At 43.4% G+C, this 25,504-nt stretch carries 25 protein-coding genes; 15 read left to right on the plus strand and 10 right to left on the minus strand.

Annotation, left to right across the window (positions count from 1 at the left end; translation table 11 throughout):
* The first annotated feature begins 13 nt into the window (after positions 1-13).
* From HNR44_RS15640 to HNR44_RS15660, 5 genes are all read left to right on the plus strand, one after another.
* Positions 14-445 carry a MarR family winged helix-turn-helix transcriptional regulator gene (locus HNR44_RS15640; protein ID WP_184405276.1) on the plus strand — a complete coding sequence of 144 codons (432 nt, stop codon included), beginning with the start codon at positions 14-16 and terminating at the stop codon, positions 443-445.
* 53 nt (positions 446-498) lie between these two features.
* Positions 499-1,110, plus strand: a complete 612-nt coding sequence (gene wrbA, locus HNR44_RS15645; RefSeq protein ID WP_184405277.1) for an NAD(P)H:quinone oxidoreductase — start codon at positions 499-501, stop codon at positions 1,108-1,110.
* A 617-nt stretch (positions 1,111-1,727) separates the two neighbouring features.
* A complete protein-coding gene (locus tag HNR44_RS15650) occupies positions 1,728-2,027 on the plus strand; it encodes a c-type cytochrome (protein WP_184405278.1) in 300 nt (99 codons plus the stop codon).
* 149 nt (positions 2,028-2,176) lie between these two features.
* Positions 2,177-2,407, plus strand: coding sequence for a twin-arginine translocase TatA/TatE family subunit (tatA, locus tag HNR44_RS15655; RefSeq protein WP_184405279.1), 231 nt, complete (start codon positions 2,177-2,179; stop codon positions 2,405-2,407).
* Between the two features lie 77 nt (positions 2,408-2,484).
* Positions 2,485-2,661 carry a twin-arginine translocase TatA/TatE family subunit gene (locus HNR44_RS15660; RefSeq protein WP_184405280.1) on the plus strand — a complete coding sequence of 59 codons (177 nt, stop codon included), beginning with the start codon at positions 2,485-2,487 and terminating at the stop codon, positions 2,659-2,661.
* Between the two features lie 184 nt (positions 2,662-2,845).
* Here HNR44_RS15660 and HNR44_RS15665 read toward each other — a convergent pair whose 3' ends face one another.
* Positions 2,846-3,781: an aldo/keto reductase gene (locus tag HNR44_RS15665; protein ID WP_184405281.1), complete on the minus strand. Its 936-nt coding sequence runs from the start codon at positions 3,779-3,781 to the stop codon at positions 2,846-2,848.
* A 106-nt stretch (positions 3,782-3,887) separates the two neighbouring features.
* Positions 3,888-5,324, minus strand: a complete 1,437-nt coding sequence (locus HNR44_RS15670) for a gluzincin family metallopeptidase (RefSeq protein ID WP_184405282.1) — start codon at positions 5,322-5,324, stop codon at positions 3,888-3,890.
* 274 nt (positions 5,325-5,598) lie between these two features.
* Between HNR44_RS15670 and tatC the strand changes: the two genes are divergently transcribed.
* Positions 5,599-6,351, plus strand: a complete 753-nt coding sequence (gene tatC, locus HNR44_RS15675) for a twin-arginine translocase subunit TatC (RefSeq protein ID WP_184405283.1) — start codon at positions 5,599-5,601, stop codon at positions 6,349-6,351.
* Positions 6,352-6,394: 43 nt separating this feature from the next.
* On the opposite strand, the gene HNR44_RS15680 is transcribed toward tatC, so the two are convergent.
* Both HNR44_RS15680 and HNR44_RS15685 read right to left on the minus strand, forming a co-directional pair.
* Positions 6,395-7,765, minus strand: a complete 1,371-nt coding sequence (locus HNR44_RS15680) for a dipeptidase (protein WP_184405284.1) — start codon at positions 7,763-7,765, stop codon at positions 6,395-6,397.
* 303 nt (positions 7,766-8,068) lie between these two features.
* The gene (locus HNR44_RS15685) at positions 8,069-8,581 is read right to left on the minus strand and encodes a hypothetical protein (RefSeq protein WP_184405285.1); all 513 of its coding nucleotides are present in this window, start codon (positions 8,579-8,581) and stop codon (positions 8,069-8,071) included.
* A gap of 228 nt (positions 8,582-8,809) precedes the next feature.
* On the opposite strand from HNR44_RS15685, the gene HNR44_RS15690 reads away from it, so the two are divergent.
* Both HNR44_RS15690 and HNR44_RS15695 read left to right on the plus strand, forming a co-directional pair.
* Positions 8,810-9,178, plus strand: coding sequence for a metalloregulator ArsR/SmtB family transcription factor (locus HNR44_RS15690; RefSeq protein WP_184405286.1), 369 nt, complete (start codon positions 8,810-8,812; stop codon positions 9,176-9,178).
* Between the two features lie 2 nt (positions 9,179-9,180).
* A complete protein-coding gene (locus tag HNR44_RS15695; RefSeq protein WP_184405287.1) occupies positions 9,181-11,295 on the plus strand; it encodes a heavy metal translocating P-type ATPase in 2,115 nt (704 codons plus the stop codon).
* A 57-nt stretch (positions 11,296-11,352) separates the two neighbouring features.
* On the opposite strand, the gene HNR44_RS15700 is transcribed toward HNR44_RS15695, so the two are convergent.
* Entirely contained in the window at positions 11,353-11,856 is a 504-nt protein-coding gene (locus tag HNR44_RS15700; protein WP_184405288.1) for a GNAT family N-acetyltransferase, read from the minus strand.
* A 578-nt stretch (positions 11,857-12,434) separates the two neighbouring features.
* Between HNR44_RS15700 and HNR44_RS15705 the strand changes: the two genes are divergently transcribed.
* On the plus strand, positions 12,435-15,098 hold the full coding sequence (locus tag HNR44_RS15705) for a transglycosylase domain-containing protein (protein WP_184405289.1): 2,664 nt from the start codon (positions 12,435-12,437) through the stop codon (positions 15,096-15,098).
* A gap of 321 nt (positions 15,099-15,419) precedes the next feature.
* The gene (locus HNR44_RS15710) at positions 15,420-17,057 is read left to right on the plus strand and encodes a glutathione ABC transporter substrate-binding protein (protein WP_184405290.1); all 1,638 of its coding nucleotides are present in this window, start codon (positions 15,420-15,422) and stop codon (positions 17,055-17,057) included.
* A gap of 247 nt (positions 17,058-17,304) precedes the next feature.
* On the opposite strand, the gene map is transcribed toward HNR44_RS15710, so the two are convergent.
* The 3 genes from map to HNR44_RS15725 form a co-directional block, all read right to left on the minus strand.
* Positions 17,305-18,057, minus strand: coding sequence for a type I methionyl aminopeptidase (gene map / locus HNR44_RS15715; protein ID WP_184405291.1), 753 nt, complete (start codon positions 18,055-18,057; stop codon positions 17,305-17,307).
* Positions 18,058-18,255: 198 nt separating this feature from the next.
* A complete protein-coding gene (locus HNR44_RS15720) occupies positions 18,256-18,573 on the minus strand; it encodes a DMT family transporter (RefSeq protein WP_184405292.1) in 318 nt (105 codons plus the stop codon).
* The gene (locus HNR44_RS15725; protein WP_184405361.1) at positions 18,570-18,905 is read right to left on the minus strand and encodes a DMT family transporter; all 336 of its coding nucleotides are present in this window, start codon (positions 18,903-18,905) and stop codon (positions 18,570-18,572) included. Before HNR44_RS15725 ends, HNR44_RS15720 begins: the two co-directional genes overlap by 4 nt.
* Before the next feature lie 126 nt (positions 18,906-19,031).
* On the opposite strand from HNR44_RS15725, the gene HNR44_RS15730 reads away from it, so the two are divergent.
* The 4 genes from HNR44_RS15730 (at position 19,032) to HNR44_RS15745 (ending at position 21,808) form a co-directional block, all read left to right on the plus strand.
* Positions 19,032-19,631, plus strand: coding sequence for a TetR/AcrR family transcriptional regulator (locus tag HNR44_RS15730; RefSeq protein ID WP_184405293.1), 600 nt, complete (start codon positions 19,032-19,034; stop codon positions 19,629-19,631).
* A 285-nt stretch (positions 19,632-19,916) separates the two neighbouring features.
* Positions 19,917-20,192 carry an HU family DNA-binding protein gene (locus HNR44_RS15735; RefSeq protein WP_184405294.1) on the plus strand — a complete coding sequence of 92 codons (276 nt, stop codon included), beginning with the start codon at positions 19,917-19,919 and terminating at the stop codon, positions 20,190-20,192.
* Positions 20,193-20,684: 492 nt separating this feature from the next.
* Positions 20,685-21,572, plus strand: coding sequence for a DMT family transporter (locus HNR44_RS15740; protein WP_184405295.1), 888 nt, complete (start codon positions 20,685-20,687; stop codon positions 21,570-21,572).
* A gap of 29 nt (positions 21,573-21,601) precedes the next feature.
* Entirely contained in the window at positions 21,602-21,808 is a 207-nt protein-coding gene (locus tag HNR44_RS15745; protein ID WP_184405296.1) for a YwbE family protein, read from the plus strand.
* A gap of 181 nt (positions 21,809-21,989) precedes the next feature.
* Here HNR44_RS15745 and HNR44_RS15750 read toward each other — a convergent pair whose 3' ends face one another.
* Both HNR44_RS15750 and HNR44_RS15755 read right to left on the minus strand, forming a co-directional pair.
* Complete coding sequence (locus HNR44_RS15750; protein ID WP_184405297.1) at positions 21,990-24,401, minus strand: YhgE/Pip domain-containing protein; 2,412 nt, start codon at positions 24,399-24,401, stop codon at positions 21,990-21,992.
* A 95-nt stretch (positions 24,402-24,496) separates the two neighbouring features.
* The gene (locus HNR44_RS15755; protein WP_184405298.1) at positions 24,497-25,078 is read right to left on the minus strand and encodes a TetR/AcrR family transcriptional regulator; all 582 of its coding nucleotides are present in this window, start codon (positions 25,076-25,078) and stop codon (positions 24,497-24,499) included.
* 293 nt (positions 25,079-25,371) lie between these two features.
* Here HNR44_RS15755 and HNR44_RS17870 point away from each other — a divergent pair, with 293 nt between their 5' ends.
* Complete coding sequence (locus HNR44_RS17870; protein WP_281381440.1) at positions 25,372-25,500, plus strand: hypothetical protein; 129 nt, start codon at positions 25,372-25,374, stop codon at positions 25,498-25,500.
* Positions 25,501-25,504: the final 4 nt, after the last annotated feature.

Consider the following 25,504-nt stretch of genomic DNA (forward strand, 5'->3'; position numbering starts at 1 on the left):
AGCAGTGACTGAAATGGAAGAAAAAGATCAATCGTTAAAATTACTCGTCGTAATGCTAAAAGCAGAGCACGCTGTTTCCGAGGCTGTCCAGGCGGATATGAAACGTTATGGATTGAATCCTTCAGAATTTGCTCTCCTCGAGTTGTTGTATCACAAGGGAGATCAACCGATCCAACAAATTGGTAAGCGGGTTCTTCTCACAAGCGGAAGCCTGACGTACGTCGTTGACAAACTCGAAAAAAAAGAAATGTTGGAGAGAGTTCGATGTACAGAGGATCGACGCGTCGTCTACGCATCGATTACTGAAAAAGGAAAAGAGTTCATGGCACGTGTGTTTCCACAACATCGTGATTCCGTTCATGAGATTTTCTCGCAGTTAAGCAGTGAAGAGAAAGAGACGATGATTCAGTTGCTGAAACGAGTAGGATTACCTCTTGATGAGTAAAATAACTTATATATAAACGAAAATTTTCGTTAAATACAAGGAGGTCTTTTTACATGAGTAACTTAAAGGTTGCTGTAATCTACTACAGTTCTACCGGTACCAATTATCAATTGGCACGATGGGCAGAAGAAGCATTAAAAGAAGCAGGTCATGAAGTGAAAGTCGCGCGTGCAGAAGAATTGGCGCCAGCAGAAGCTATTGCGAACAACCCGGCTTGGGAACAACATCTGGAAGAAACCAAAGATGTGCCCGTAGCGTCGCCGGACGATTTAGATTGGGCCGATGCTATCATTTTCAGTACACCGACACGTTTTGGGAATGTTCCAGGTCAGGTTAAACAGCTTCTTGATCAAGCAGGCGGTCTTTGGTTCCAAGGAAAACTCGTGAACAAAGTGGTTAGTGGTATGGCTTCTGCCAACAACCCGCATGGGGGACAAGAAGCAACCGTCCAAGCCCTTTATACAACGATGATGCACTGGGGAGCTATTATTGTCCCTCCAGGATACACTGATCCATCAGCTTTCACTTCCGGGGGCAACCCTTATGGAAATTCTGTCACTGTTGATGGCGAAGGCAATATGCAAGAAGATGTAGAAGTAGCTGTCAAACATCAAGCAAGACGAACGGCAGAAGTTGCTACATGGGTGAAAAACGGCCAACAATAAGACCTCCTAATGCAAAAGGCTAAGCCATGCCGGCTTGGCTTTTTTGTATGGTAGGAAAGATGTCATAGCATACGAATTAGCGAAGGAAACTAGAATGATCGAGCGCGATCGAAACGGGGTTCGGCGCGCTGGGCATTTTATTCAGCGCTTGAGAAACTTTTGCGCGGAGCAGCTAGCCTGAGTTAAGGATAATTTAAAAGGGGTAGCTTCTACATTCGATGCTTCTTTCCTCCTTTTCGGCGGGAGAATCCAATAATTCGGCGCAGGCCTTTGTTTTTCGGCGCAATCACCCGAGAATTCAGCGCACGGCACGATTATTCGGCGCTACGCCTAAGGAATTCGGCGAAAATGCTTTCATCGGTGCAAAAATCTCTTAAGAAAGAATGACGGATTCTTCTGTCTTTATGATTCGGCCATATAGGGATAAGAGGCTACTATAGACATTAATGTAGTTTTCAATGTAGATGTTACACGCATCTAAAAATCACCTTGTATTCCATAATATCTCTATATTGTTCATATCTTAAACCGTGTGGTATTATATTCGTGAAACTAATCTATGAATCTGGTTATTTGGGAAGTATACATAAGCCTTGAAAACTTGGAGGGGGTTCAGCATGAAGAAATTAATGATGGTCATTGGTGGTTCAGCCATGCTGCTGGCAGCATGTGGTGATGAAAGTGAAGAAGCAGGTGACACCATGGATCCAGCTGAAGGTGAAGGATTGTACGAAGAGAATTGCTTGAGCTGTCACGGAGATGATATGGACGGAGGTACTGGTCCAGCACTGGATGGCTATTCTGCTGATGAGGTAGTAACAGCAATTGAAGAAGGTCCAGGGACGATGCCAGCAGATCTTGTTGAGGGTGAAGAAGCTGAGAGCGTAGCGGCTTATGTAGAAGAGGAAGCTGGCTAAATAAAATAGAATAACCTTATCCATTAAGAAGCGGGTAGTTTGGGTAACAAAATGTTATTCTAGCTACCTGTTTGTTATGGTTGAGAGCAGAATGTAACCCCTGTTTATGGGGCGAATTCAAACTACATTGACAGGTAAGGGGGGAGCATATGAATCCATTAAATATTGGCTTTCCAAGTCTTATCTTAATTCTACTTGTAGCACTATTAATCTTTGGCCCCAAAAAATTGCCGGAAATGGGTCGAGCCTTAGGGAACACGCTCAGTGAATTCAAAAAATCAACAAACCATATGATGGATGATGAGTCTGAGAAGCAATTTGGCAATGAATCTCAACAAACCAGAGAGGAAAAAGATCGTAATGATCGGTCGGCGATATAAGCCGCTGCGTATAAGAGTGGTTTTGAGGCTGCTGTGTCCTCCCCCGGCAGCCTCAAACCTTGAGGGAGTGAGCGAACATGAATCTTGGATTTCTAAGTTTACTGCTGATTGTTATATTAGGGTTTCTGATTTTTGCACCTAGAAAATTACCTGAAATGGGTCAAGCGTTTGGCAGGAGCTTGAAGGAATTTAAAAAAACGAAACCAAACATGGATGAAGAAGATAAAGACGACAAGAAAAAAGAGGATCATTAGTACTTGGGATCCTCCGTGGACTTCAGCACGCTCATTGATCAAAATTCACCTAAGCCCATGCTAAGGTGAATGTACAGGAGTTCGAATTTTCAGTATTTATTTTTGCCAAGTAAGGGGTGTCGATCAACGACGTTTTTGCACGTTTAAAAAGGCTCAAGCCATTGCTCAGCTCGAACCTTACGTTTTACTCTGAAAAAATCTTGTCGATTTGTTTAATCTCGTTATCGGTTAGTGTGATTTCTCCCGCCCTTAAGTTATCGGTGACTTGCTCTGGGCGTTTAGCCCCGGGGATGATCACGTCAAGGGATGGTCGGGAGAAGTACCAGGCGAGTACAACATGAGCGACTTCTTCACCTTTAGCATTGGCAATATCGCGAACTTGGGCAACATTCTCCAGGTTTCGTTTGAAATGATCTCCTTTGAAGGCAGGTCTTTCTGCACGGTGATCAGTGAAAGTTGTGTTTTCATCATACTTCCCTGCCAGTAGCCCGGCTTCAAGCGGGAAATAAGGGATGAATGTAATGTTATTCTGGCTCGTGTATGGAAGCAGCTCGTTTTCAGCATCGCGAAGGAAGAGGTTGTATTCGGATTGGAGAACGTCGACATAGCCGTCTTTATTCGCTTCTTTAAGTTGATCGATCGTAAAGTTAGAGACACCGATGGAACGGATTTTCCCTTGGTCTTTCAACTCTTTCAATGCACCCACGGCTTCATCTTTGGGTGTATCCTCGTCTGGAAAATGGATGTAAAATAAATCAATATAATCGGTGTTTAACCTGTGTAAGCTATCATCAACAGCTTGCTTTAAGAAAGCTGGAGAATTGTCTAAAACCATATCTTCCCCTACTGATTTATGCGCTCCTTTTGTGGCTAGTACAATGTTGTCCCGCTTGTATTCAGAAACCACTTCGCCAACAAGTTCTTCTGAACGTTCGGGGCCATAGATATAGGCTGTATCGAGAAGGTTCATTCCTTGTTCAAGTGCGGTACGTACCACATTTCTGCCTTGTTCTTCATCCAGAAGATTAGGGTATATATTGTGGCCGCCTACCGCGTTTGTTCCCAGGCCTAAAGGATTGACAGAGACGTCTGATTTTCCTAAACGAACATCATTTACCATATGCGTAGTACCCCCTTCGATGGACGTTCCATTCGTGGTATGCCTTTTCTAGAATATGGCGTGTACTACTATTACACAAAACGTTGGTCGTTAAACCTTCTATGATTCATATTCGATAGATGGACGTATACTTATTCTCTAAATAACGCGTGAAAGCCCGTCCGTCGTACTGTCCAGGGGAGGGGAATTGTTCGTCATCATACACATATTTACAAAGCCATTCATGTGCACCAGCTGCGTTGAATGTATCCATGGCGTCATTCATTTGTTCATACCACGAAGCTGCTTGTACGTATGCAAATGCTTTTGCAGCAGAATAGCCAAATTGTGCCGTAGCCCAATGATGCTCCTGGAGTATCCCGGCATTATCATGAGGAACTGTCAAACCAGTCGCTTTTTGCACTTTTTCAGCCCAGAGCCCAGGCAGGTCGCGGGTCGGGACTTTTCCTTCCATGATTCCTTTTTCTAGTTCATAACGAACCTGGAGGTGTAATGGCTGAGTGAGTTCGTTCGCTTCTTTACGAATAATCGACGACTTCGCGGCATTTATTCCTTCATAAAACTCATCAGATGATACATCAGCGAACGCTTTCGGTGCTTGATGTTGAAAACGCTCGTAATACGCATCCCAGAATACTTGGCTTTTTCCAATGAGTTCGCTCCACAGAATTTTATGGGCCTCGATTTCGCTCGTAGAGGTGGCACTGCGCAGCAAAGCAGACCGGCCCTGCTCGAAAAGTGCGTGACCGCCTTCCCTAAAAAGATTCGTGAGTCCCGTTTGAATGTTTTCTTCAATGTAAGGAAGGCCGATGCGTATATCGTTTTCCTGTACTGTAAGCGTAAATGGCTGATAGGAATGATCTAAACGGCCAGAATTAAAGTTAAAACCGATTTCTTTAAGAATATCATTCGCAATGAAAGCTTGTTGGTCATCTGGGATCGTATAGTACTGGAAGCCTGTTTTAACACGATGCTCGGAGTGCTTGATTCGCTCCATGAGTGGATGAATGGTGTCCTTCATGTTTGAGAACAGCTGGTCCATAGCTTTGACGGTCATCTTGTAGTGATGGTTGGCTAAAATGGCGTCATACGGATGCTCCTCATACCCTTGCATATTTGCAAATTCATGCTGCCAAGCGACGAGTTTATCAAATTGTGGGCGAAACACCGAGAAGTCGTTCTTTTTTCTGGCGTCGCTCCATGCAGAAGCTGCTTTTGCCGCCTGGGTTTTGTAAGCTTGATAATCTTTGAAGGGGATGTTTCGCAATCGCTTGGTATGGGTTTGCAGATGTAGTAATGCTGATTTTTCTGGGGCTGGAAGAGTTGTTGGATCGTTAGCTTCAAGTAACTCCTCTGTTTCAGGCGATGTAAGTATATTGTAAATTTCGCTTGTGAGGACCTCAATCGCGTTTGTACGGGTTTTCAAGCTATTTTTTGAGCCCATCGTATGGGCATCCCACTCCATCAAAGAAAGTGCTTGTTCGTAAGCCGCCATACGATGAAGGAAGTAGATAAGTTCTTCATGGTTGCTTTGTTTAGACATAGGCTCTCCTTTCTAAAAACGGGCCCGATTGCCCTTTGCTAATGGCCTGAAAATGATCTGTAGGCTTTAGTTTTAACATGAACAAGGAAAATTATCCCTATTAGAGGTTGTTTAAAAAGTGTCCGGGAAAAATAGCTTTCGTATCTTTTTGTCCTTCTTATTGAATACGCACGATTAAGGAGGATGGATATGAATAAAGTTTATTTTTTGTGGAACCATGAGGGTGAATAATAAGGGGCTTGTTTTATAGACAGTTTTTAGGAAGGCTGGGAAGATGGTTATGGCATCAGCGGAAAACACTTATGAAGAAAGACAACCGGCAATGGAACATATCATCGTCTTACGCGCGGCAATGATTCGCAGTTTACTCGTGTATTCGTTATTTTTTCTTACAGTTTTTATTTTATTGAGATTTTACGTAGACGTTTTAACGAGGGGTCATGATTTGGTTATGCTTGGTCCTCTCGATACACTTCGGCTTTATTTTACATTAGCCGGGGTATTGGGATTGGGGCTTTCTGCTCCATATTTGGCATATGAGGCGTGGCGTTTTATGAAGCCTGCTTTAGACCCAAAAGAAGCAAGCGCCATGTTGAATTATGTTCCCGCTATTTTTCTCTGTTTTATTGCAGGCCTTGCCTTTGGTTATTTTGTCATTCATCCGATCGCCTTTTCTTTTCTTGTGAATCTTGGAGAAGTTCACTTTGATATGATGATCACAGCTCAGGAGTTTTTTTCCTTTTTAATGATGACAACTGTTCCTTCCGGCTTCTTGTTTGAATTGCCGATTGTATTGATGTGTTTGACATCTTTTGGGCTATTGGAGCCCTATACGCTTGCGAAGGTGAGAAAATATGCCTATTTTGGATTGTTTTGCATCTCTGTATTAATTACACCGCCGGATTTCTTAACGGACATTCTCATCGTCGTTCCATTTATCATTTTATATGAGATCGGGATTATGTTATCCAAGGTTGTCTACAAGCGAAAGCAGGAAAAAGAAGAAGAACAAGCTTCTGATGTATAGAGAAAAGCTGTCCTTGCACACTTTGCAAGTGACAGCTTTCTTGTTACTTGAGGGTTTCTCCCAACGTATTGTAATAATGGCAGATCGCCTCCAAGCCTTTGTCGAAATTTTCGAGATGGAAATGTTCGTTAGGTGCATGGAAGTTCTCAGTAGGTAATCCAAAGCCCATAAGGACAATGGGAATATCAAGAATATCACTGAATGTTTCAGCAATCGGAAGGGATCCGCCCATTCTTGTGTAGGCTGGATGTACACCATATGCATGTTGAAGTGAATCTCCGGCTGCTTGGATCGCAGGGTGGTCAAAAGGAGTTACGAAAGGTTTTCCCTTATCGAAAGGTGTGATATTGACAGTGACCGCATGAGAATGATGACGCTCAATATGTTGTTCGAGCAGTTGCATGATTTTGTCAGGATTTTGGCCAGGGACAAGTCGACAGGTGATTTTCGCACTTGCTTCGGAAGGCAAAACCGTCTTCGTGCCTTCTCCTTGAAAACCGCCGTGCATACCATTGATTTCAAGCGTTGGGCGCACCCAAGTTCGTTCCAAAAACGTATAACCTTCTTCGCCGTATAACGCTGGTACATCCAGTTCTTCGCGCAAGCTTTCTTCATCATAGTTCAGGTCATCGTAGGCCTCTTTTTCATCTGTTGATAATGGAATGACGTCATCATAGAAGCCTTCTACGCTCACGCGTCCTTTGTCATCGTGCATGGAAGAAAGCAGATCGGCCAGTTCATGTAATGGATTTGGAACGCCGCCGCCGTAGAGTCCGGAATGAAGGTCCCCTTTTGCCCCTTTTACATCAATTTGCAAGCCGCAAAGACCCCGTAAGCCATAGCAAACAGAGGGTTGTCCTTTTTCCAGCATCGGGTTATCGGAAATGACCAGTACATTCGCGCTTAACAATTCCTGGTGTTGATCCACAAATTCATCCAGGTGTGGGCTGCCAACTTCTTCTTCACCTTCGATGCAAAACTTCACATTCACTGGTAACTCTCCGTATGTATTCATTAAGGCTTCCACCGCTTTGATGTGCATGAAAACCTGCCCCTTATCATCCGTCGCTCCGCGTGCATAAATTTTCCCGTCACGAATATCTGCTTCAAAAGGGGGCGTCTCCCATAAATCCAAAGGGTCGACGGGTTGTACGTCATAATGTCCGTAGATGAGTACAGTTGGTTTGTCTTCAGCTTTCAACCAATCACCGTAGACGACCGGGTGTCCGCCTGTAGGCATGATATTGACATTCTCCATTCCGATTTTCTGCAACGCATTTGCCATCCACTCGGCAGCTTTTTGCATATCATCTTTATGCGCTGGAAGAGCGCTGATGCTAGGGATAGAAAGCAAGTCTTTTAATTCCTGCAGATGGCGTTCTCTTGCTGATTGTAATGCTGATTTCACATCCATAATTGTCGATCCCCCTCTAAGTTGACGAACATTGAACATAAGATTAATTGTGTGTGATAACGCTCGTATGACTCTATTGTAACGGAAGCCAATCGAATACGGAAGTGAGTACATGTGAGGGGATTTAGAGTTGATGTGGGGAGGGAAAACACATCCATCATAGGTGTTGAATTTAAACAGATGCTTCAGACTTTAAGAATCAGGCGCCCTTCTGAAACAAGAAAAGCGCCTGTTTATCATTGAGGATCGGGGGAGAGCGAGAAGACATATTGAAAAATGTAGAGATGTTTTTCAAAAAAGTCTCTATTTACGCTGATAGTTTTGGGGAAACTCACTTCGGTCAAAATTCCCCAGGGATGATTCAGGTGCAAGGTGAATAAAATCTTCTTTGCTTCGATTATATCCTAATGGTTTTTGTTCCCCTGTTGACTTATATCTTATATGAAATTCTTCTTGATACTCAGGCATCTCCTCTTCTACCGAAGATGACTGGTTCATGCCGGAAATCCAAGTCTCTAGATTATAAGTTCCTCGATCAATGATTTCACACAAATCTTCGAGGGAATGGATTAACTCAACTAAACAATCCAATCCGTTCTTTAAAAGGATACCTTTCTTCTTTGCTTGTTGAACCGAGTGCTCCATCCTGTAAGACTTTTCCTGATAACGAATTTCAATAAAACAACTATTGCGATCCCAATTGAAATTGAAATCATCAATTTTCAAACGCTCCATAATTTTCATGAGTTTTCTTTCACACATATATTGATTTTTATATGGCATCCACTTAAGCATAAGAGTCACTTTGTCAAACATATGATTCACCTTCCTTATTTGTTGATCCCGTTCTCCTATACTACTGAATTCTACAAAATGAATAATTTCCCTTTTATAATCGTTTTACATATGTCGACAATAAACGGGAATCTCAATGACCACCCTTTTTTATGGCGGCTTTCAGACGTTGACTAGCTGATTGACAATTTGTGAATAAGGATATATTCTAACAATCAAATGAATGTTTGAATATAAAGGTGATGCATAGTGAAAAATACTAAAAAGAACCAAGATCATTGCGATATTTTTTGTTATGACGAAGATAAAGTCAACCGGGTTTCGAATCTTATAGAATCTGAAACTTTTACATCGACAGCCGATCTATTTAAGGCTTTGTCCGATGAAACGAGATTGAAAATTGCTTATGCATTGCTACAAGAGACAGAATTATGTGTATGTGATGTTGCCAACATTATTGGTACGACAACGGCTACTGCCTCCCATCATTTGCGGCAACTTCGATATTTGCGTATCGCCAAAAGCCGCAAAGAGGGGAAGCTTGTCTTTTACTCACTAGATGATGAACATATTTCTCAAATAATCGTAACAGCTATGGCTCATGGTCAGGAGTCCTAGATATGGAAGAGCGTGCTGAAAAACATGTATTTCGTGTGCAAGGCTTTTCTTGTGCGAATTGTGCCGGAACGTTTGAAAAGAATGTAAAAAAAATCAATGGCGTTGCCGATGCAAAAGTAAATTTTGCTGCTGCAAAGATCACGGTTCATGGCTCTGCATCCGTTCAGGAATTGGAGAAGGCGGGTGCTTTTGATCAGCTAAAAATAAGGCCTGATGATGCCTATGAAGAAGAACGAGTGGTAAAAAAACCATCATTCTTCAAGAAATATATGAACGTTCTTTTAGCGCTTCTCTTTTTCTTATTTGGGGTTGCTTCTCAAATGATAAATGGGCACGATATATTTACCTTTTTGGCCTTTGCAACCTCTATGGCGGTCGGAGGGTACTCTCTCTTTAAAGTTGGATTAATGAACTTAATCCGATTTCAGTTTGATATGAAGACCCTGATGACTGTGGCTGTCATTGGTGCCGCCATTATTGGGGAATGGGCCGAAGGGGCGATTGTTGTAATTCTTTTTGCCATTAGTGAACAACTTGAACGTTTTTCTATGGAACGTGCAAGACAGTCGATTCGATCGCTAATGGATATTGCCCCAAAAGAAGCTTTGATAAAAAGAAACGGCATAGAGGTGACCGTTCATGTCAAAGACATTGCGATCGGTGATATTATGCTGATTAAACCAGGACAAAAAATTGCTATGGATGGCGTGGTTGTAAGTGGGCACTCTTCGGTAAGTCAAGCGGCCATTACTGGCGAATCGATTCCTGCAGAAAAGAATGTCGCTGATGAAGTTTTTGCGGGCACGTTAAATAAAGAGGGCTTTCTTGAAGTCCAAGTCACAAAACATGTTGAAGATACCACGATTTCCAAAGTGATTCACCTTGTCGAAGAAGCGCAAGCAGAACGGGCACCGGCACAAGCGTTTATTGATCGTTTTGCTCAATACTACACCCCTGCCATTATGGCCGTGGCTGCTCTTGTTGCTGTATTGCCCCCATTATACGGTGCAAGTTGGGAAACGTGGATTTATCAAGGGCTCGCTGTTCTCGTTGTTGGCTGCCCATGCGCGCTGGTCATATCTACTCCGGTTTCGATTGTTACAGCGATTGGGAATGCAGCAAAAAATGGGGTGTTAATCAAGGGTGGTGCATATTTGGAAGAAGCTGGGTCATTAAAAGCGATGGCTTTTGACAAAACAGGGACCTTGACCAAGGGTGTCCCAACGGTTACTGATTATTTACGGTTTACTCAAGAAAATGAACGAGAGATACTGGCAAACATTGCAGCAATAGAGTCACGCTCGCAACATCCTGTAGCTTCAGCGATTGTAAAAAAAGTAGAAGGGGAAAAGATCCCTTACGAAACCATTGCAGTAGAAAACTTTACATCAATAACTGGAAAGGGCATTCAAGGAACGATTCAACAAGAAACATATTTTATTGGAAACCTGAACTTATTCCCAAACCTCTTAAATTCCAGTATTCATTCAGAGGTTCATCAATTACAACAACAGGGAAAAACCGTAATGATTGCAGGCAAAGATGAAAGGATTCTGGCCATCATCGCCGTCGCTGATGAAGTTCGTGATACAAGTAAGGAAGTTATATCTAAATTACATGATATCGGCGTCCGCAAAACGATAATGCTTACTGGGGACAATAAAGACACGGCTGAAGCTATTGGTCATGAAGTAGGTGTAACCCATGTTCAAGCCCATTTGTTACCTGAAGATAAGCTAACCTTTATCAAAGGGTTTCGGAACAAATATAAGAAAGTAGCGATGATAGGAGATGGGGTCAATGATGCTCCGGCTCTTGCCGCATCCACACTAGGGATTTCCATGGGGGGAGCCGGAACAGATACAGCTCTTGAAACAGCCGATGTTGCCTTAATGGGAGATGATTTGAGGAAACTTCCCTTTACCATTAAATTAAGTCGTCGCACACTTGCCATCATTAAGCAAAACATTGTTTTGTCGCTAGGAATTAAGGTGCTCGCACTTTTACTTGTTGCTCCGGGTTGGTTAACGCTTTGGATTGCTATTCTGGCAGATATGGGGGCGACGCTGCTTGTGACATTGAACGGTCTTCGGTTATTAAGAGTAAAAGAAGCATAAATAGACTTGAAGCGTTAGGGGAAAAAAGAACGCTTTCTTTTCTTTCAGACAGGGGGATTAATCAAGCCCCACTTTATGACTTCTTCTTTCTAAAAGGAGAATATCACGCCATACACCGTTCATTTTTCCCATACGCTCCCTTCGACCCACTTCTCGAAAACCAAACTTTGAATGTAATGTAACACTGAAGTGATTTTCAGGAAATATTCCAGATTGTAGTGTCCAAAAGCCATTTTGTTCACTTTCTTCTATTAAGGATTTTAGAAGTTTGCTTCCAACGCCCTTTCCTTGGCTATTCTGACGAATATAGATACTTACTTCTGCTACACCAGCATAAACAGCCCGGTTAGAAATCGGGGTTAAGGCAGCCCAGCCTATAATGTCTTCGGCTGAACGAGCGACCATCCGGCATTCGAGCAAATGGCTCTGATTCCACTCTTCCCAAGTAGGCGCTTCTTTTTGAAAAGTTGCATGCCCCGTGGAAATTCCCTGAAGATAAATTTGTTGAACTTGTTGCCAGTCCTCGGGAACCAGTTTATCAATTTGTATTGAATCGTTCATGGGACCACCTATCTGTAATAAAAATGATAAATGAAATATACACCTTACTATGACTTATCTCAATAACTTAGTAAATCATTCAAAAAATGTTTCATTAACGGGCAATGCTTTTAATTTTATTTTTTCCTGCATCATTGTTACCCTAACTAATATATTCGTAGAAAAAGTTTTATAGAGAATGTTGGAAAACAACCCTCTAAGAGGTAAAACCATTCTCCCTAGGGATTGCTTTGCCAGGAGATAAAAAATATTTGCGCCGACGATGAATGCATTTTTGCCGAATTCCTTGACCGTAACGCCGAATCATCGTGCCGTGCGCTGAATTCTCGGTTGATTCCGCCGAAATATTGGATCCTCCAGCCGAAAAGGAGGAAAGAAGCATGGAATGCAGAAGCTGCCCTTTTTGGGACAGTCCCCTTTCATCTAAAACAACAGGAGTGTAGCGCCCGATCGATGAGTAAGCATGGTTTAAGGTCAATGATGCTTTTTTGGCATGGATAAGGTTCGACGTATGATCCTTAAATGTGCACAGGAAATTCGGAATATATAGCAAGAATATACGAAATGGGGAAATAGCTATGGTTAAGTACCGTTCGCGAACGGAAAAACGCCGTGCTGAAAAGGAATTGGATAAAAATAAAAAAAGAAAGAATCGCTCCACAGTAAAAATAGTAGTGATCAGTATCGTTAGTGCGTTGGTACTTACTGCGGTAGCTGGGGGAGCGACAGCGGTCTCAATGGTCCGGGATGCCCCTCCGCTTAATGTAGATGAGCTCACATTTGCTGAAGGAGCGACCATTTATGATAAGGATGATAATGAACTTGGACGGTTAAAAGGCACGGAAAATCGTACGTATCGAGAATTTGATGAAATGCCCGAACATCTTAGAGACGCTTTCTTAGCCGTTGAGGACCATCGTTTTTACGATCATAGCGGCATCGATATCTTCCGAATTGGAAGTGCCATTATCTCGAATATTACAGATGGCTTTGGTGCAGAAGGCGCGAGTACAATCACGCAGCAGTTAGTAAAACAAGCTTTCTTATCCGCTGATCAATCGATGGAAAGAAAAGTACAAGAACAATGGCTCGCTCTTCAAATGGAACAGGAATTATCCAAGGATGAAATCTTGGAAATGTATTTGAACATCAGTTACTTCGATAGCGGTTCTTGGGGCGTTGGGGAAGCTGCGATTCGCTATTTTGATAAAGAAGACTTAAGTGAGCTTACGGTTGCTGATGCGGCGGTGTTAGCAGCAATCCCCAGGCGTCCTTCGTACTACAACCCCCATGATAACCCAGAAGCTGCAAAAGAGCGCCGAGACGTCATCATTTCCTTGATGGAGGAGCATGATTTTATTGACGATGAGGAAGCTTCAGAGGCCATGGCTGTAGATATCGAAGATCAACTAGATTACACACCTTCAGAAGATGTCCCTTATCAATCGATCATTGACTATGTGATGGAAGAAGTTGAAAATATCGAGGGAGTTGAAACCACGGATTTGTATGCGTCTGGTTTTGACATTTATACCACCATTGATCCAGAGGCTCAGCAACATGCTCAAGATGTGATTCAAAGCGATGAATACATCTCCCACTATCCGGATGATGACGGATTTCAGGTTGGCTTTTCTCTCCTTGATACGGAAACCGGGGCTCTGCGGGCCATGGTAGGCAACCGGGAAGAGAGGGAAGAAGAAAGGGGCTGGAATTACGCTGCAACCGCCAACGGTCAACCAGGATCGACAGCTAAACCTATCCTTTCTTACGGCCCGGCGATCGAGGAATTGGAATGGTATACAGGTGAAACACTTGAAGATGAATCTCATGAGTACTCAAATGGGGGTTCCATTCGTAACTACGGAGGGAATTATAGCGGCAGTGTGACGATGAGAGAAGCTCTTGTGCGCTCTTTAAATATTCCAGCTGTAAAAGCGATTCAGGAAGTTGGCCTGGACGATGCCCAAACGTTCGCCGAAGGCCTAGGACTCGACTTCGATAAGGATATTCACGAAAGTTATGCCTTAGGTGGGTTTGGAGATGGAATTTCGAGTTTGGATATGGCCGGAGCTTATGCAGCATTTGGAAATGAAGGGGTCTACAATGAACCTCACAGCGTTCGGAAAGTGGAATTCCGTGATGGGCGGGAGATCGATCTCACCCCTGATCCAAAGCAAGCGATGAATGACTACACCGCCTATATGATTACGGATATGCTTAAAGATGTAGTGACAGACTCCTCTGGAACGGGACAACGTGCGAATGTCGATGGCCTGGCACTTGCGGGAAAGACGGGAACTTCCAACTTTCCACCGGAAGAACAGGAGAAATTTAACGTCCCTGATGGCGGGGTACCGGATGTTTGGTTTAACGGCTATACCACGGATTATACGGCTACTGTATGGACTGGGTTTGATAGTGGACGAAGCAGCGGGTATTTAATTGGGGAAGAACAAGAGATTGCCAAGGATGTTTTTCGTCATGTGATGACAAATGTCCATGAAGGAGAGGGAACCGAGGACTTCTCGCAGCCGGATTCTGTCTGTGAAACGGACAGTGAACTATATATATGTGGAAATGAACCGGAAGAAGAGAAAGAAGAATCGGATGAGGAAGGAACAGAAGAGGAAACTACAGAGGAACAAGTAGAGGAAGGCGCGGAAGAAGAGAGTCCAGAAGCGTCAGAAGAAGAAGGTACGGAAGAAGAGAGCCCAGAAGCATCAGAAGATGAAGGCACGGAAGAGGAGAGCCCGGAAGCACCAGAAGAAGAAGGTACGGAAGAGGAGAGTCCGGAAGCATCAGAAGATGAAGGCACGGAAGAGGAGAGCTCGGAAACACCAGAAGAAGAAGGCACGGAAGAAGAGAGTCCGGAAACACCAGAAGAAGAAGGCACCGAGGAAGAAAGTCCGGAAGAACCGGATGAGGAAGATGCGGAAGGAGATAGTCCAGAAGAACCAGTAGAGGAAGGCACAGAAGAAGAGATCCCGGAAGAACCGGATGAGGAAGGTGCGGAAGGAGATAGTCCAGAAGAACCAGTAGAGGAAGGCACAGAAGAAGAGAGCCCGGAAGAACCGGATGAGGAAGGTGCGGAAGAAGAAAGTCTAGAAGCACTAGAAGAGGAAGGCACGGAAGAAGAGAGTTCAGAGACACCGGACGAAGAATTGGATGAAGAAGAATCCTCGGGAGAATCAAACGAAGATGAAGCAGAGAATGAGACGAATGGTGGAGAGGAAGCCTAAAACGATGAAACGGATGAGTAGGAAGATCTGCCATCGCTCTTCTTTATCCGGTATTGGCCCCTCCCCTGTGATCACTGAGATACAGGGAAACGAACTCTCTGCCTAAGGGAAAAGTATCAAGAATGTAGGATCTAAAAAAACTGGCATTCATTAAAAATGATCTGCCAGTTTTTTATCTAGTAGCCAGGCATTCTTCGGCAAACTTTTGACTCAAAATTTAAAAATATTATCTTGAGTATCTACTCATAAGCATATACAATAATGATGAGCAGTATGGTATAGAGAAAATTGTCTTTAAAATCAGACAGGGAGGGTAATAGTTTGGAAAAATTAAAAAGAAAACTCGTAGGCGGGGTGCTTGTTCTTTCATTAAGCGGTGTACTTGCCGCCTGTACAGACGACCCGGAAGAAGATGCTGGTACGGAAGAACCAAGTGATGAAAATGGCAGCGAAGAAGATGGGGATGAGGAAAGTGCTACTGGCGAAGGGGGCGACTTGGTTCTAGCGATGGGATCTGATGCGGTGGACCTTGACCCTCATGGTTCCAATGATACATCTTCCACACATATCCGTACGAACATATACGATAAGCTCGTGGATCATGATGAGAACATGGAACTCTATACCGAGTTAGCAGAAGACTATGAACAAATTGATGATCACACGTGGGAATTCAACTTAAAAGAAGACGTTACATTTCATGATGGAGAGCCCTTCAATGCTGATGCTGTCGTAGCGACACTTGAAAGGGTAACCGATCCGGATTTTGCATCAGAAAAGGCATTTTTATATGAAATGATCGAAGATATCGAAGCGGTGGATGAATATACTGTTCATATAACAACGGAGTATCCGTTTGCCCCGCTACCGGCTCACTTGGCTCATGACGGCGGAGGCATGATCAGCCCGGCGGCGATTGAAGAGGATGAAAATGGCGATCGTAACTTGGATACGGAACCAGTGGGAACAGGACCATTTGAACTGGAAAACTGGGATCAGGGAAATGAAATTGTGCTCAGTAAATATGAGGATTATCATGGAGATCCTACTTCCATTGATACCGCTACGTATCAGGTGGTTCCTGAACAGTCAACGCGTATAGGTATGTTAGAAACGAACGAAGCACATGTCGCTGATGACATTGATCCCACGAATGCGGCCCAGTTGGAAAACATGGAAGGAGTGGATCTTTCTTCTGTCGAAAGCTTACGTTTGGATTATCTTGGGATGAACAATGAGGCAGAACCTTTTGACGATGTGGATGTACGCCGTGCGATATCTATGGCTGTTGATCAGGAAATCATACTAGAAGGTCTTTTTGATGGTTATGGAGAAGCAGCAATGGGACCGGTAAACCCCCTTACCTTTGGTTATAGTGATGATCTGGATCCACTTGAATACGATGTGGAAGAGGCTCAGTCTTTGTTGGAAGAGGCTGGTTATGAAGATGGGTTTGAAGCGACGCTTCTCATCGAGGATGGCGATCAAGTGAATACACAAATGGCGGAAGTCCTCCAGGATCAGCTCCAAGAAATTAATGTTGATATTTCTATTGAACAACAGGAATGGGGAGCATTGCTTGATACAACGGCAGAAGGTCAGTATGAGATGGTTCTTCTTGGTTGGACGACAGTCACAGGTGATGCCGACTACGCTATGTATTCCGTCTATCATTCTGACAGTCAGGGAGCTTCAGGTAATCGGAGCTTTTATTCCAACGAAGAGGTAGATGAACTTCTGGATGCTGGACGTCAAGAAGGAGGAGAAGACGAGCGAACGGAAATCTATCGGGAAGCGCAACAAATAATTATTGACGAAGCGCCCATTGTTCCGATCATTCATGATGATTTCCGCGCCGGCGTTTCCGATAGTGTCGATGGGCTGATTCACCTGCCTAATGCTGTGTATGATTTGCGGGAAGTGGAAATGGCCAGTGATGATGCTGATGGCGGATATTAATTCGCTAAATATTATTCCTCGGAAGTCCTGATGTGGCTTCTGAGGTTTTTTTGTGCGTGGAAGGTTCGTTCTCGATGATTCGCACAAATGAAGACTTTCTACATGAGCTCCATTCATGGACGGATATTATGGATGGATGTAGAAAAGCCGCTGACGCTGAGCGGTTTTTCTACATCGTTCTGGCTGAACATGCTGGAAGTGAAATATATGAGGATGGTCTTGCAGATGACGGCATTTATCGGCGCTTTCAATTTCCTTGTGCGGTTAAAATTTCTGGCCCCTCTGTGGTAATGGCAATGGTATGTTCAAATTGTGCCGATCGCTTTCCATCCTTTGTTCGAGCCGTCCAGCCGTCATTTTCAACGTACATATGATGTGTTCCCTCATTGATCATGGGCTCTATGGTAAGAACCATTCCATCTTCTAGAAGTATACCCTTCCCCGGGTGCCCAACATGTTGAAATACTGGATCTTCGTGGATACTACGACCAATTCCGTGGGCAAGAAGTTCACGTACCACGGAAAATCCCTGTTTTTCGGCGTGTGTTTGAATCGCGTGGCCGAGGTCGCCGGTGTAATTTCCAACGACCGCTTGTTGTATTGACAAATCCAAACATTCTTTTGTCACCTCGACAAGCTTACGAGTACGTTCAGAAACGTTTCCAATCATATAGGTCCATGCAGAATCACCTTTCCAACCATCCACATCAAATACAGTATCGAGGGTGACAACATCCCCAGTCTTCAAAGGGGTATGGGTAGGAAAGCCGTGGGCAATCACGTCATTTACCGATATACATGTGGCAAACGGATACCCTTTATAACCAATTTGTGCACAAGATGCCCCGTTTCTTTCCGCGAATGCCTCTACGAAATCATTGATTTCCATCGGCGACGTACCAGCTTTCATTATGGGACGAATGGCTGTATGCATTTGAGCAACAAGTTCATTTGGTTTGCGCATCGCTTCGATTTCCCTTTTTGATTTAAGATTAGGCAACTACTCACCCTCCCCTTCATACGGCTACTATAAGTTATGTGAAAACCTGTATGGAGGTTCATATGACTAGCAAGGTTGTGGTTGTGAAAAAAGAGGAAAAAATGAAAGCATCCGTGAGAGGCTCAGAGACCGTTCACGAATGCGGAACTTTTGGATGGTATTGGAGTTCAACCCCTCGTTTATTTTTTCTGGCATTGATTAAGGGGAAACAAGCCGCAATCCTACGACAGCGGTTATCACCATGCCCATGAACACTAGGCGCAAACGATCGGTCGATTCATTGTAAAAAATCATGCCTACGATCGCGCTTCCCACGGTTCCCATTCCTGTCCAAACAGCGTAAGCGACACCAAGAGGAATGGCTTCCATGGCAATGGATAGTAAAGTAAAACTGATAATGAATCCTCCGATAAGAAAGATAAAACCCGTTCTCTTTTTACCTTTTGCGATCTTTTGTATGCCGGTTACACCAACGACTTCAAAGAGCCCTGCGATAATGAGTACCAACCAACTCATGAGCGAGCCCTCCTTTCTGACGTATCACCTGTTACCATTTTCAACCCAATGACTCCCACAAGTAGAAGTGCAACAAATGCGAGCATCCAAAAATTAATAGGAGCATTAAAAAAGACGATATCTACGATCACTGTCCCAACGGTTCCCAAGCCGGCGAAAACAGCATAAACCGTACTGGTAGGAAGTGAAGTCGCTGCTTTTATAAGAAGTGTAAAGCTGACAACAATAGCGATGGCCGTTAAGGTCCACGACAGCGTATCATTTGCATATTTAAGTCCTGTTGCCCATCCCACTTCAAAGGTAGCGGCAATGATAACAAGGAGCCATTTCATGTTCATTTGCAAACACCTCGATTTCTGGTAAGATGTTGAAAGAATTAAAACTAACTAACGTTAGTTAGTATACCATGCGATCATATGATAGGCAATTGATTTTTATACGATAGGAGGAAGTCATAGATGACAGATCGTACGCGAGACAAAATCATCCAAGCAGCACTTTCATCATTTGCCATTCGTGGATATGACGGCACTACGCTTGCACATGTTGCCGGGTCTGTAGGGATACAAAAACCATCATTGTATAATCACTTTTCGAGTAAAGATGAATTGTTCTTTACAGTGGCTGAGAAGGTCATGGAAGAACTGATAGAAGTAATGACGACTAGCTCGAGCGTCCATCAGGAGAAGACCATTGATGAAAGAATATATTTAGTATTAAACGATAGTACGAATTTTATTTTCCGAAAGCATGAGGGGATGATGTACAAACGGCTAATGTTATTCCCGCCTGTAGCACTTGCTGAAGATTTACGGATACTTGGGCAAAAAGGAGATGAAAAAATCGATCAGTTATTGATGAATTTTTATGAGCAGGGGGTGACAGAAGGGGTGTTAAACGATGATTCATTTTCCGTGTTCAAAGCAGGTTTTTATTGTTTGATGGATGGTTTGTTTACGGAAAGTTTTATTTATCGTCAAGAAGAGTTTCAGGATCGTTTCGAAGGGGCATGGACGGTTTTTTGGCGGGGGGTATCAAAGGATAAGCAGCAAGTTTGAGGGTGGGGTTTTAAAACCTTGAAATAAATGCTCACGAGGTACAGAGATAGTGTATGTTGTCTAGCTTTTGTTTTAAGTCAGGTTTGGGATGTTCAAGTCCAATAGACAGGCGTAGCTTATCGTCTTTTTCGGAATGATGGCGTGTGTCATGGAAGCGCGGTGTTAAATGAGGGTTTCGGCATCGCCGATGCTTACATGCGATATAAAAAAATGGGCCGAACAGGTATAAATTTTTTTAATATCTCCCAAACTATGATTAACTAAAACAATGAGAGGAGATCGACTATGAATAAATCAGATTTAATTCAAGTAGTTGCTGACAAAAGTGAAATGACGAAGAAACAGGCAGAAATTGCCGTTAATGCAACCTTTGATGCTATCACCGAAAACTTACAAAGCGGTGACCGTGTTCAGTTAATCGGTTTTGGACAATTTGAAACGAGAAAGCGAGAAGCAAGAAAGGTTCGAAATCCGCGAACAGGAGAAGAAATCCAAGTGGCAGCAAGCAATGCGCCAGCCTTCAAACCAGGAAAACGATTGAAAGAAGCTGTAAATCTCTAGTGGCTCCATGTTTCGATATGTTGGGATAAGGTATGGACTTCTCCAGGAGCAGTTCGCTGTCAATGAAAACACTTAAAGTGCGTGTTCAAAAAGGAAGACAAAACCATCCGAGCAAGTCAAGGAGACGTTAGAGCAAAAACGCCCCTTTCAAAAAGTCCACACATTTTGAAAGATATGTCTGTATCTCAATTTAGGCAAGCTTTACAGCCTGATCGTACCATTTCGGGGTTTTGTGCAAAAACACCAGGGTATGGATTTCATACGTGAGAAACTTTAGAAGTAAGACGACAAAGAGATACGAATGCTATTTTTCCCGGACTTTTTGACATCATCGATCAAATAGAAAATATACAGAAGGTGCAGTCGAGCCAGTGGCTGCACCTTCGCCTAGTTTCAGAAAGGAAATGGAAAGTTCCCCTCTTATCCCGGTCGTTATGTTATCGTTAAAAGGGTGAATGTGCTACCTGGCATGGAGATGAAGGGGTTGCCTGGATGTCGAGAATAAACGCTTATTTATGTACGGTTGCCGGTGCCGCTAGCTGGGGCCTCATTGGGTTATTTATTACACCCTTGTACGAAAGAGGGTTTACAGCCTGGGAGGTTGTTGCGATTCGAGCGGTGATTTCTTGTACATTTTTGCTTTTGTTAATGCTGATTTTTTTCCGCCCGCAGTTACGCACATATGCCCGTGATCATATATTTTTTGCTGGTGCCGGCATTTTAAGTATTTCATTGTTTAATTTTTTTTACTTTGAAGTTTTTGCAAGGTCTAATTTATCTCTTGCAGTTACTTTATTGTATACCGGCCCATTGTTCGTTACCTTGTTGTCACGGCTTTTCTTTAAAGAAGCTTTTTCTCCACGTAAAATGCTCGCTCTTTTATTTGCGATTGTTGGTTGTGCATTTGTTGTTGGTTTGTTTCCATATTGGGAAGCTCAAGTGCCTTGGGAAGTGCTCGTTATGGGAGTGTTGTCCGGTTTTTGCTACGCGCTTTATAGCATTTTCGGCAAGGCGGTGACACATAGGTATTCAGCGCTTACGGTCACGACGTATACGTTTTTATATTCAAGTATTTTCATGCTGTTTACAAGTAATCTATGGGAAAATATCGATGCATTCATCTATCCGGAAGTCTGGATTTCGGCGATTTTACTTGCCCTTGTGGCCACGGTGCTTGGTTACGTCCTCTATACGACCGGTTTAAAGCACATCGAGGCGAGTAAAGCTTCCATATTGGCGACCGTTGAACCCATTGTCGCTGTTGTTACCGGTGTCCTTTTCTTAGGCGATCATCTTCTATTTTGGCAAGTCATAGGAATTGCCCTCGTTCTTTATTCGGCTGTGCTTGTCGCTGAGCGGAGGAAACAAGTGGTAGCATAAATGCACAAACCTAAAGGAGATGAAAGACTATGAGCGATAGAAATGGACAATTACGTGCGAATATCCAGCCGGGTATGGACGTCGAGATTGTATTAAAAAAAGATCAAAAAACAGGCAAACGAACAACCGGAAGGGTCGAGGATATTTTAACAAACACCCCTCATCATCCTCACGGTATTAAAGTTAGGCTTACAGACGGTCAAGTTGGGAGAGTAAAGAACATCAGCCACCAATAAAGAGCAGAAGGGGGATGAAAGCTTTTCGCCGAATTCCTTACCCGTAGCGTCGAATTATCGTTTACGTGCGCTGAATTCTCGCGTAATTTCGCCGAAAAAGTGTGCCCTGCTGCCGAAAAGGAGGAAATAAGCACCGATTGAAGGAGCTGCCCTTTTGGGGACAGCTCTTTTTTACGGTTATTTATTCAGCAGCTGCTGATTTTTTGAACCTGAAGAAGAAAAATAGCATCGACACAACAAACGCTAGAACCAAGATCAGCAACAGAGGCCATGTTTCCAGCAATGAAGAAGGTTCATCCATAAAGGTTGTTGCCCGTAAACCTAACACGGAGTAAGTCATCGGCAGCCAGGGGTGCACATATTGAAAAGGTCCGGCTACAACTTCTACAGGAAAGGAACCTCCGCTGCCGCCGAGTTGGACAATCAATAAGATAATCGCGATAAAACGCCCCGGGTTATCTAATAGGCTGACGAGCATGAAAATCAATGTTAAAAAGGATAGGCTGACAAACCACATAAAAAAGGCGAACCAGCCGGGGTTTGTCAGCTCTAATTCCAACATGAAGAAAACGACCCCTAGAAGTGCGAGCGATTGTGCAACAGCGACAGACCATACAACACCTATTTTTCCAGAGAACCATCGCCAAGCTGTTTTGTGTTCTGTCAATGGTTGATAAAACGGATAAATAATGGAAAGTGTCAAACCTCCAACGAATAAAGCCATGGACAGGAAATAAGGAGAAAGGCCTTCCCCGTAGGAATACTCATTGAAATCACGATCGGCACTCGTTTTCACCGGTGAACTGAAAAGAGCCTGCTGATCTTCATTTAACTGGTTTTCTCGTAATGTATTCTCTAATGTCTCCAAGTTTTCTTCGAGCTCGAGAGCCCCGTCGTCGAGGTCAGCGAGGCCTTCTTCAATCTCCATCCCGCCTTGTAAGGTGTTCCCCATTTGTGCGGATAATTCGCTCGTTCCTTCGTCAAGCTCTTGTATGCCCTCATCGAGATCTTGCACGGCTGTTTCGACTTCAACGATTTGCTCGTCTACAGTCGCTAATATCTCATCAGCTTGGGACAACGATTGATCGAGATCAGCCAACGTGGTGCGTGCTTGAGGGAATATTTCTAATAACTCAATCTCCCCTTCACCAATCCCTTCGGGGGCAGCATTTCGAGCATTTTCTAAATCCCCGTGGACTTCTGTTATCCAATTTGAAAGTTCCTCTTGGCTGCTCGAAATCGAATTTATTGTTTGAGTAAAACCCTCCTCCATCGATTCAATTTGCTCAGAGACTGCTGTTGTACTATTGTCCATGTCGTCAATGGTCTGATCCAATGAAGTGACGATTTCATCGAGTTGGTGACATGGTTGTGCGTCCAGTGAGCCAACCCCCTCTATCGCTTCCTCCAAGGAATTAGCGTAATTTTGGAGTTCCTCATCTTCTGGATAATTTTCAGCAATATACGAAGACAGGGACTCTGTTTGCTCTTCAGCTTCGTTAGCGTCGTCTACTGATGCTTGAAAGTCGTAGCAAGTCCCGACAAATGTTTCTAAGTCACTTGAACGCTCTTCCGCTTTATTTTGCCAGTGATTCAGTTGATCGTTGATCTCGCGAATGTCATGAAGAACATCTTGGGCTTCTTGTACATATTGTTCATGACCTTCAAGCCGCTCTTCCAAAGCAGAAAGACTTTCTTCCGCTGATTGGAGGGAAGTCCGGGCTTCTGACCAGTGCTCATTTAGAGAAGTGAGTGATTGTTCCAGCTGTACGGCATCCTCGCTTTCCAGGTACGTGCGGGCAGCTGTAACGTCTTCCTGCATTTCGCCTATCGTCGTCTCTAGCTGGCTGATTTCGTCACTGTTTTGATAGCGTTCAACAAAATCTTCTACTTCTGTCCGTAACTCATTTGTCCCTTCGGCTGCTTCACTTGCGCCTGCTTGTAACTCATAAGCTCCGTCGTCTAGGTCTCTTAGGCCTTCGTTTAAGCTACCCATATTTTCAATAGCAGAAATGACACCTTCCGCCACTTCTTCGGATCCATCCCGCAGTTGTGTTACCGCATCAACCAATTCACTGTATGCATCATCGGCAACTTCTACATACGTTTCTGTCAACGTCTGGGAGAGTTCTTCTTCGATTTCCGATATGGCCTGACTTCCCATCTGGGCACCTGCAAAATTATAATCTTCATTAATATCATAATGGATCATGCCGGAGTGGGGGTTATCATCTTGCAATGACGCCACATCTTCAGAAAATGTCGCTGGGATATGGGCATAAAAATAATAATCCAAGTCTTCAAGCCCCCGTTGGGCTTCTTCGACATCAGCGACATGCCAGTTGAAATCCTGACTTTCCAGAAGTTCCTCTACGAATTCATCACCTGCCTGGATGTCTTCTCCATCCATTTCGGCTCCTTCGTCTTCATTTACAATCGCTACGGGAAGTTCTTCAACTTGACCATAAGGATCCCAAAAGGCCCAAAGTAGAAGCCCGCCATATAACACAGGGATGATCATGATCCCCAAAATGGATATCAGCATTTTTTTATCTGCTATAATCGCTTTCCATTCGTCAATAAAACCTTTCAATGGTAACCCTCCAAATTTTTCTATCTCGATATATTCGACCAAATGACTATTTTGTCGTTTTGGTCAATTTATAACAAAAAAAGCGGTATCGCTTACTACGATGATCGAACAGCGATACCATAAAAGATATGATTCTCGAACACTTGAAACATTTCCTCTTTCGATAGGGGCGGTTTTTTCTCCTCCCAATCCACGATAAAAGCAATATAAAGTTTATAAATGGTGAATGCTGTAATTTCCGTATTCACCACGTGCAGCCGGCCTTGCTCGACCCCTTGCGCGATTGCTCGTTCTAATGAATCCAATATAAATTGTTCGACCTTTTGAATGGCAGAAACTGCTTCCTGTGTGCCGTGAATGTTCACTTCTTCGGTCAAATGAATGAGCAATTGGTGCTCTTTACGATATTGCAACGTTTCATACAATGCACGGTGCACCTTTAAAAGCGAGCGTTCGTTTTGATGCAGGACACGCTGAAAAATGGTGTCCAAGTCGTTTAAGATTTCATCCATCACCGCTTCGAAAAGTTGCTCCTTGTTTTTGAACTCCGTATAGATCGTCCCTTTGCCGACATGGGCGAGTTTAGCGACGTGGGCTACTGTTGTACCTTTGTAGCCAAAAAGGGAAAACGCGTTTTTCGCGGCGTTTAAGATCGTTACACGTTTATTCGTAATCATAAAAAGTCTCTCTTTCAATAAAATGACCAAATGAATAAATTGGTCATTTTATAATAACATAAATGATTGATTAGTCAAGGAAGTGCTGTGAATGAGTCGGATTTTTCGCTTAGAAATCGGACAATGAAAAAGCTCTTTTGTCAAAAAAACCGTTGTTGTTTGGAAGGTAACGTATAAATCGGAAAAAAGACTAAATACTATTTTGTGATGCAAATGAGTAGGAAATAAAGGAGAGAAATGTTCTCATGTCCAAAAAACCAAAAATGAATTCAACGGAACTCGGTGCATTGTGGATGACATACCAACAGAAAACCGTAATTTTACGGATAATCGAACACTTTATTGAGACATCGGAGGACAAAAAAGCAAAAAATTTAATGTCAGGGCTATGGAAAGACCTACACTCAAAAGCCGAGAACTAAGAAC

The organism is Geomicrobium halophilum (genome assembly GCF_014207655.1).
Classification (GTDB): domain Bacteria; phylum Bacillota; class Bacilli; order Bacillales; family Marinococcaceae; genus Geomicrobium; species Geomicrobium halophilum.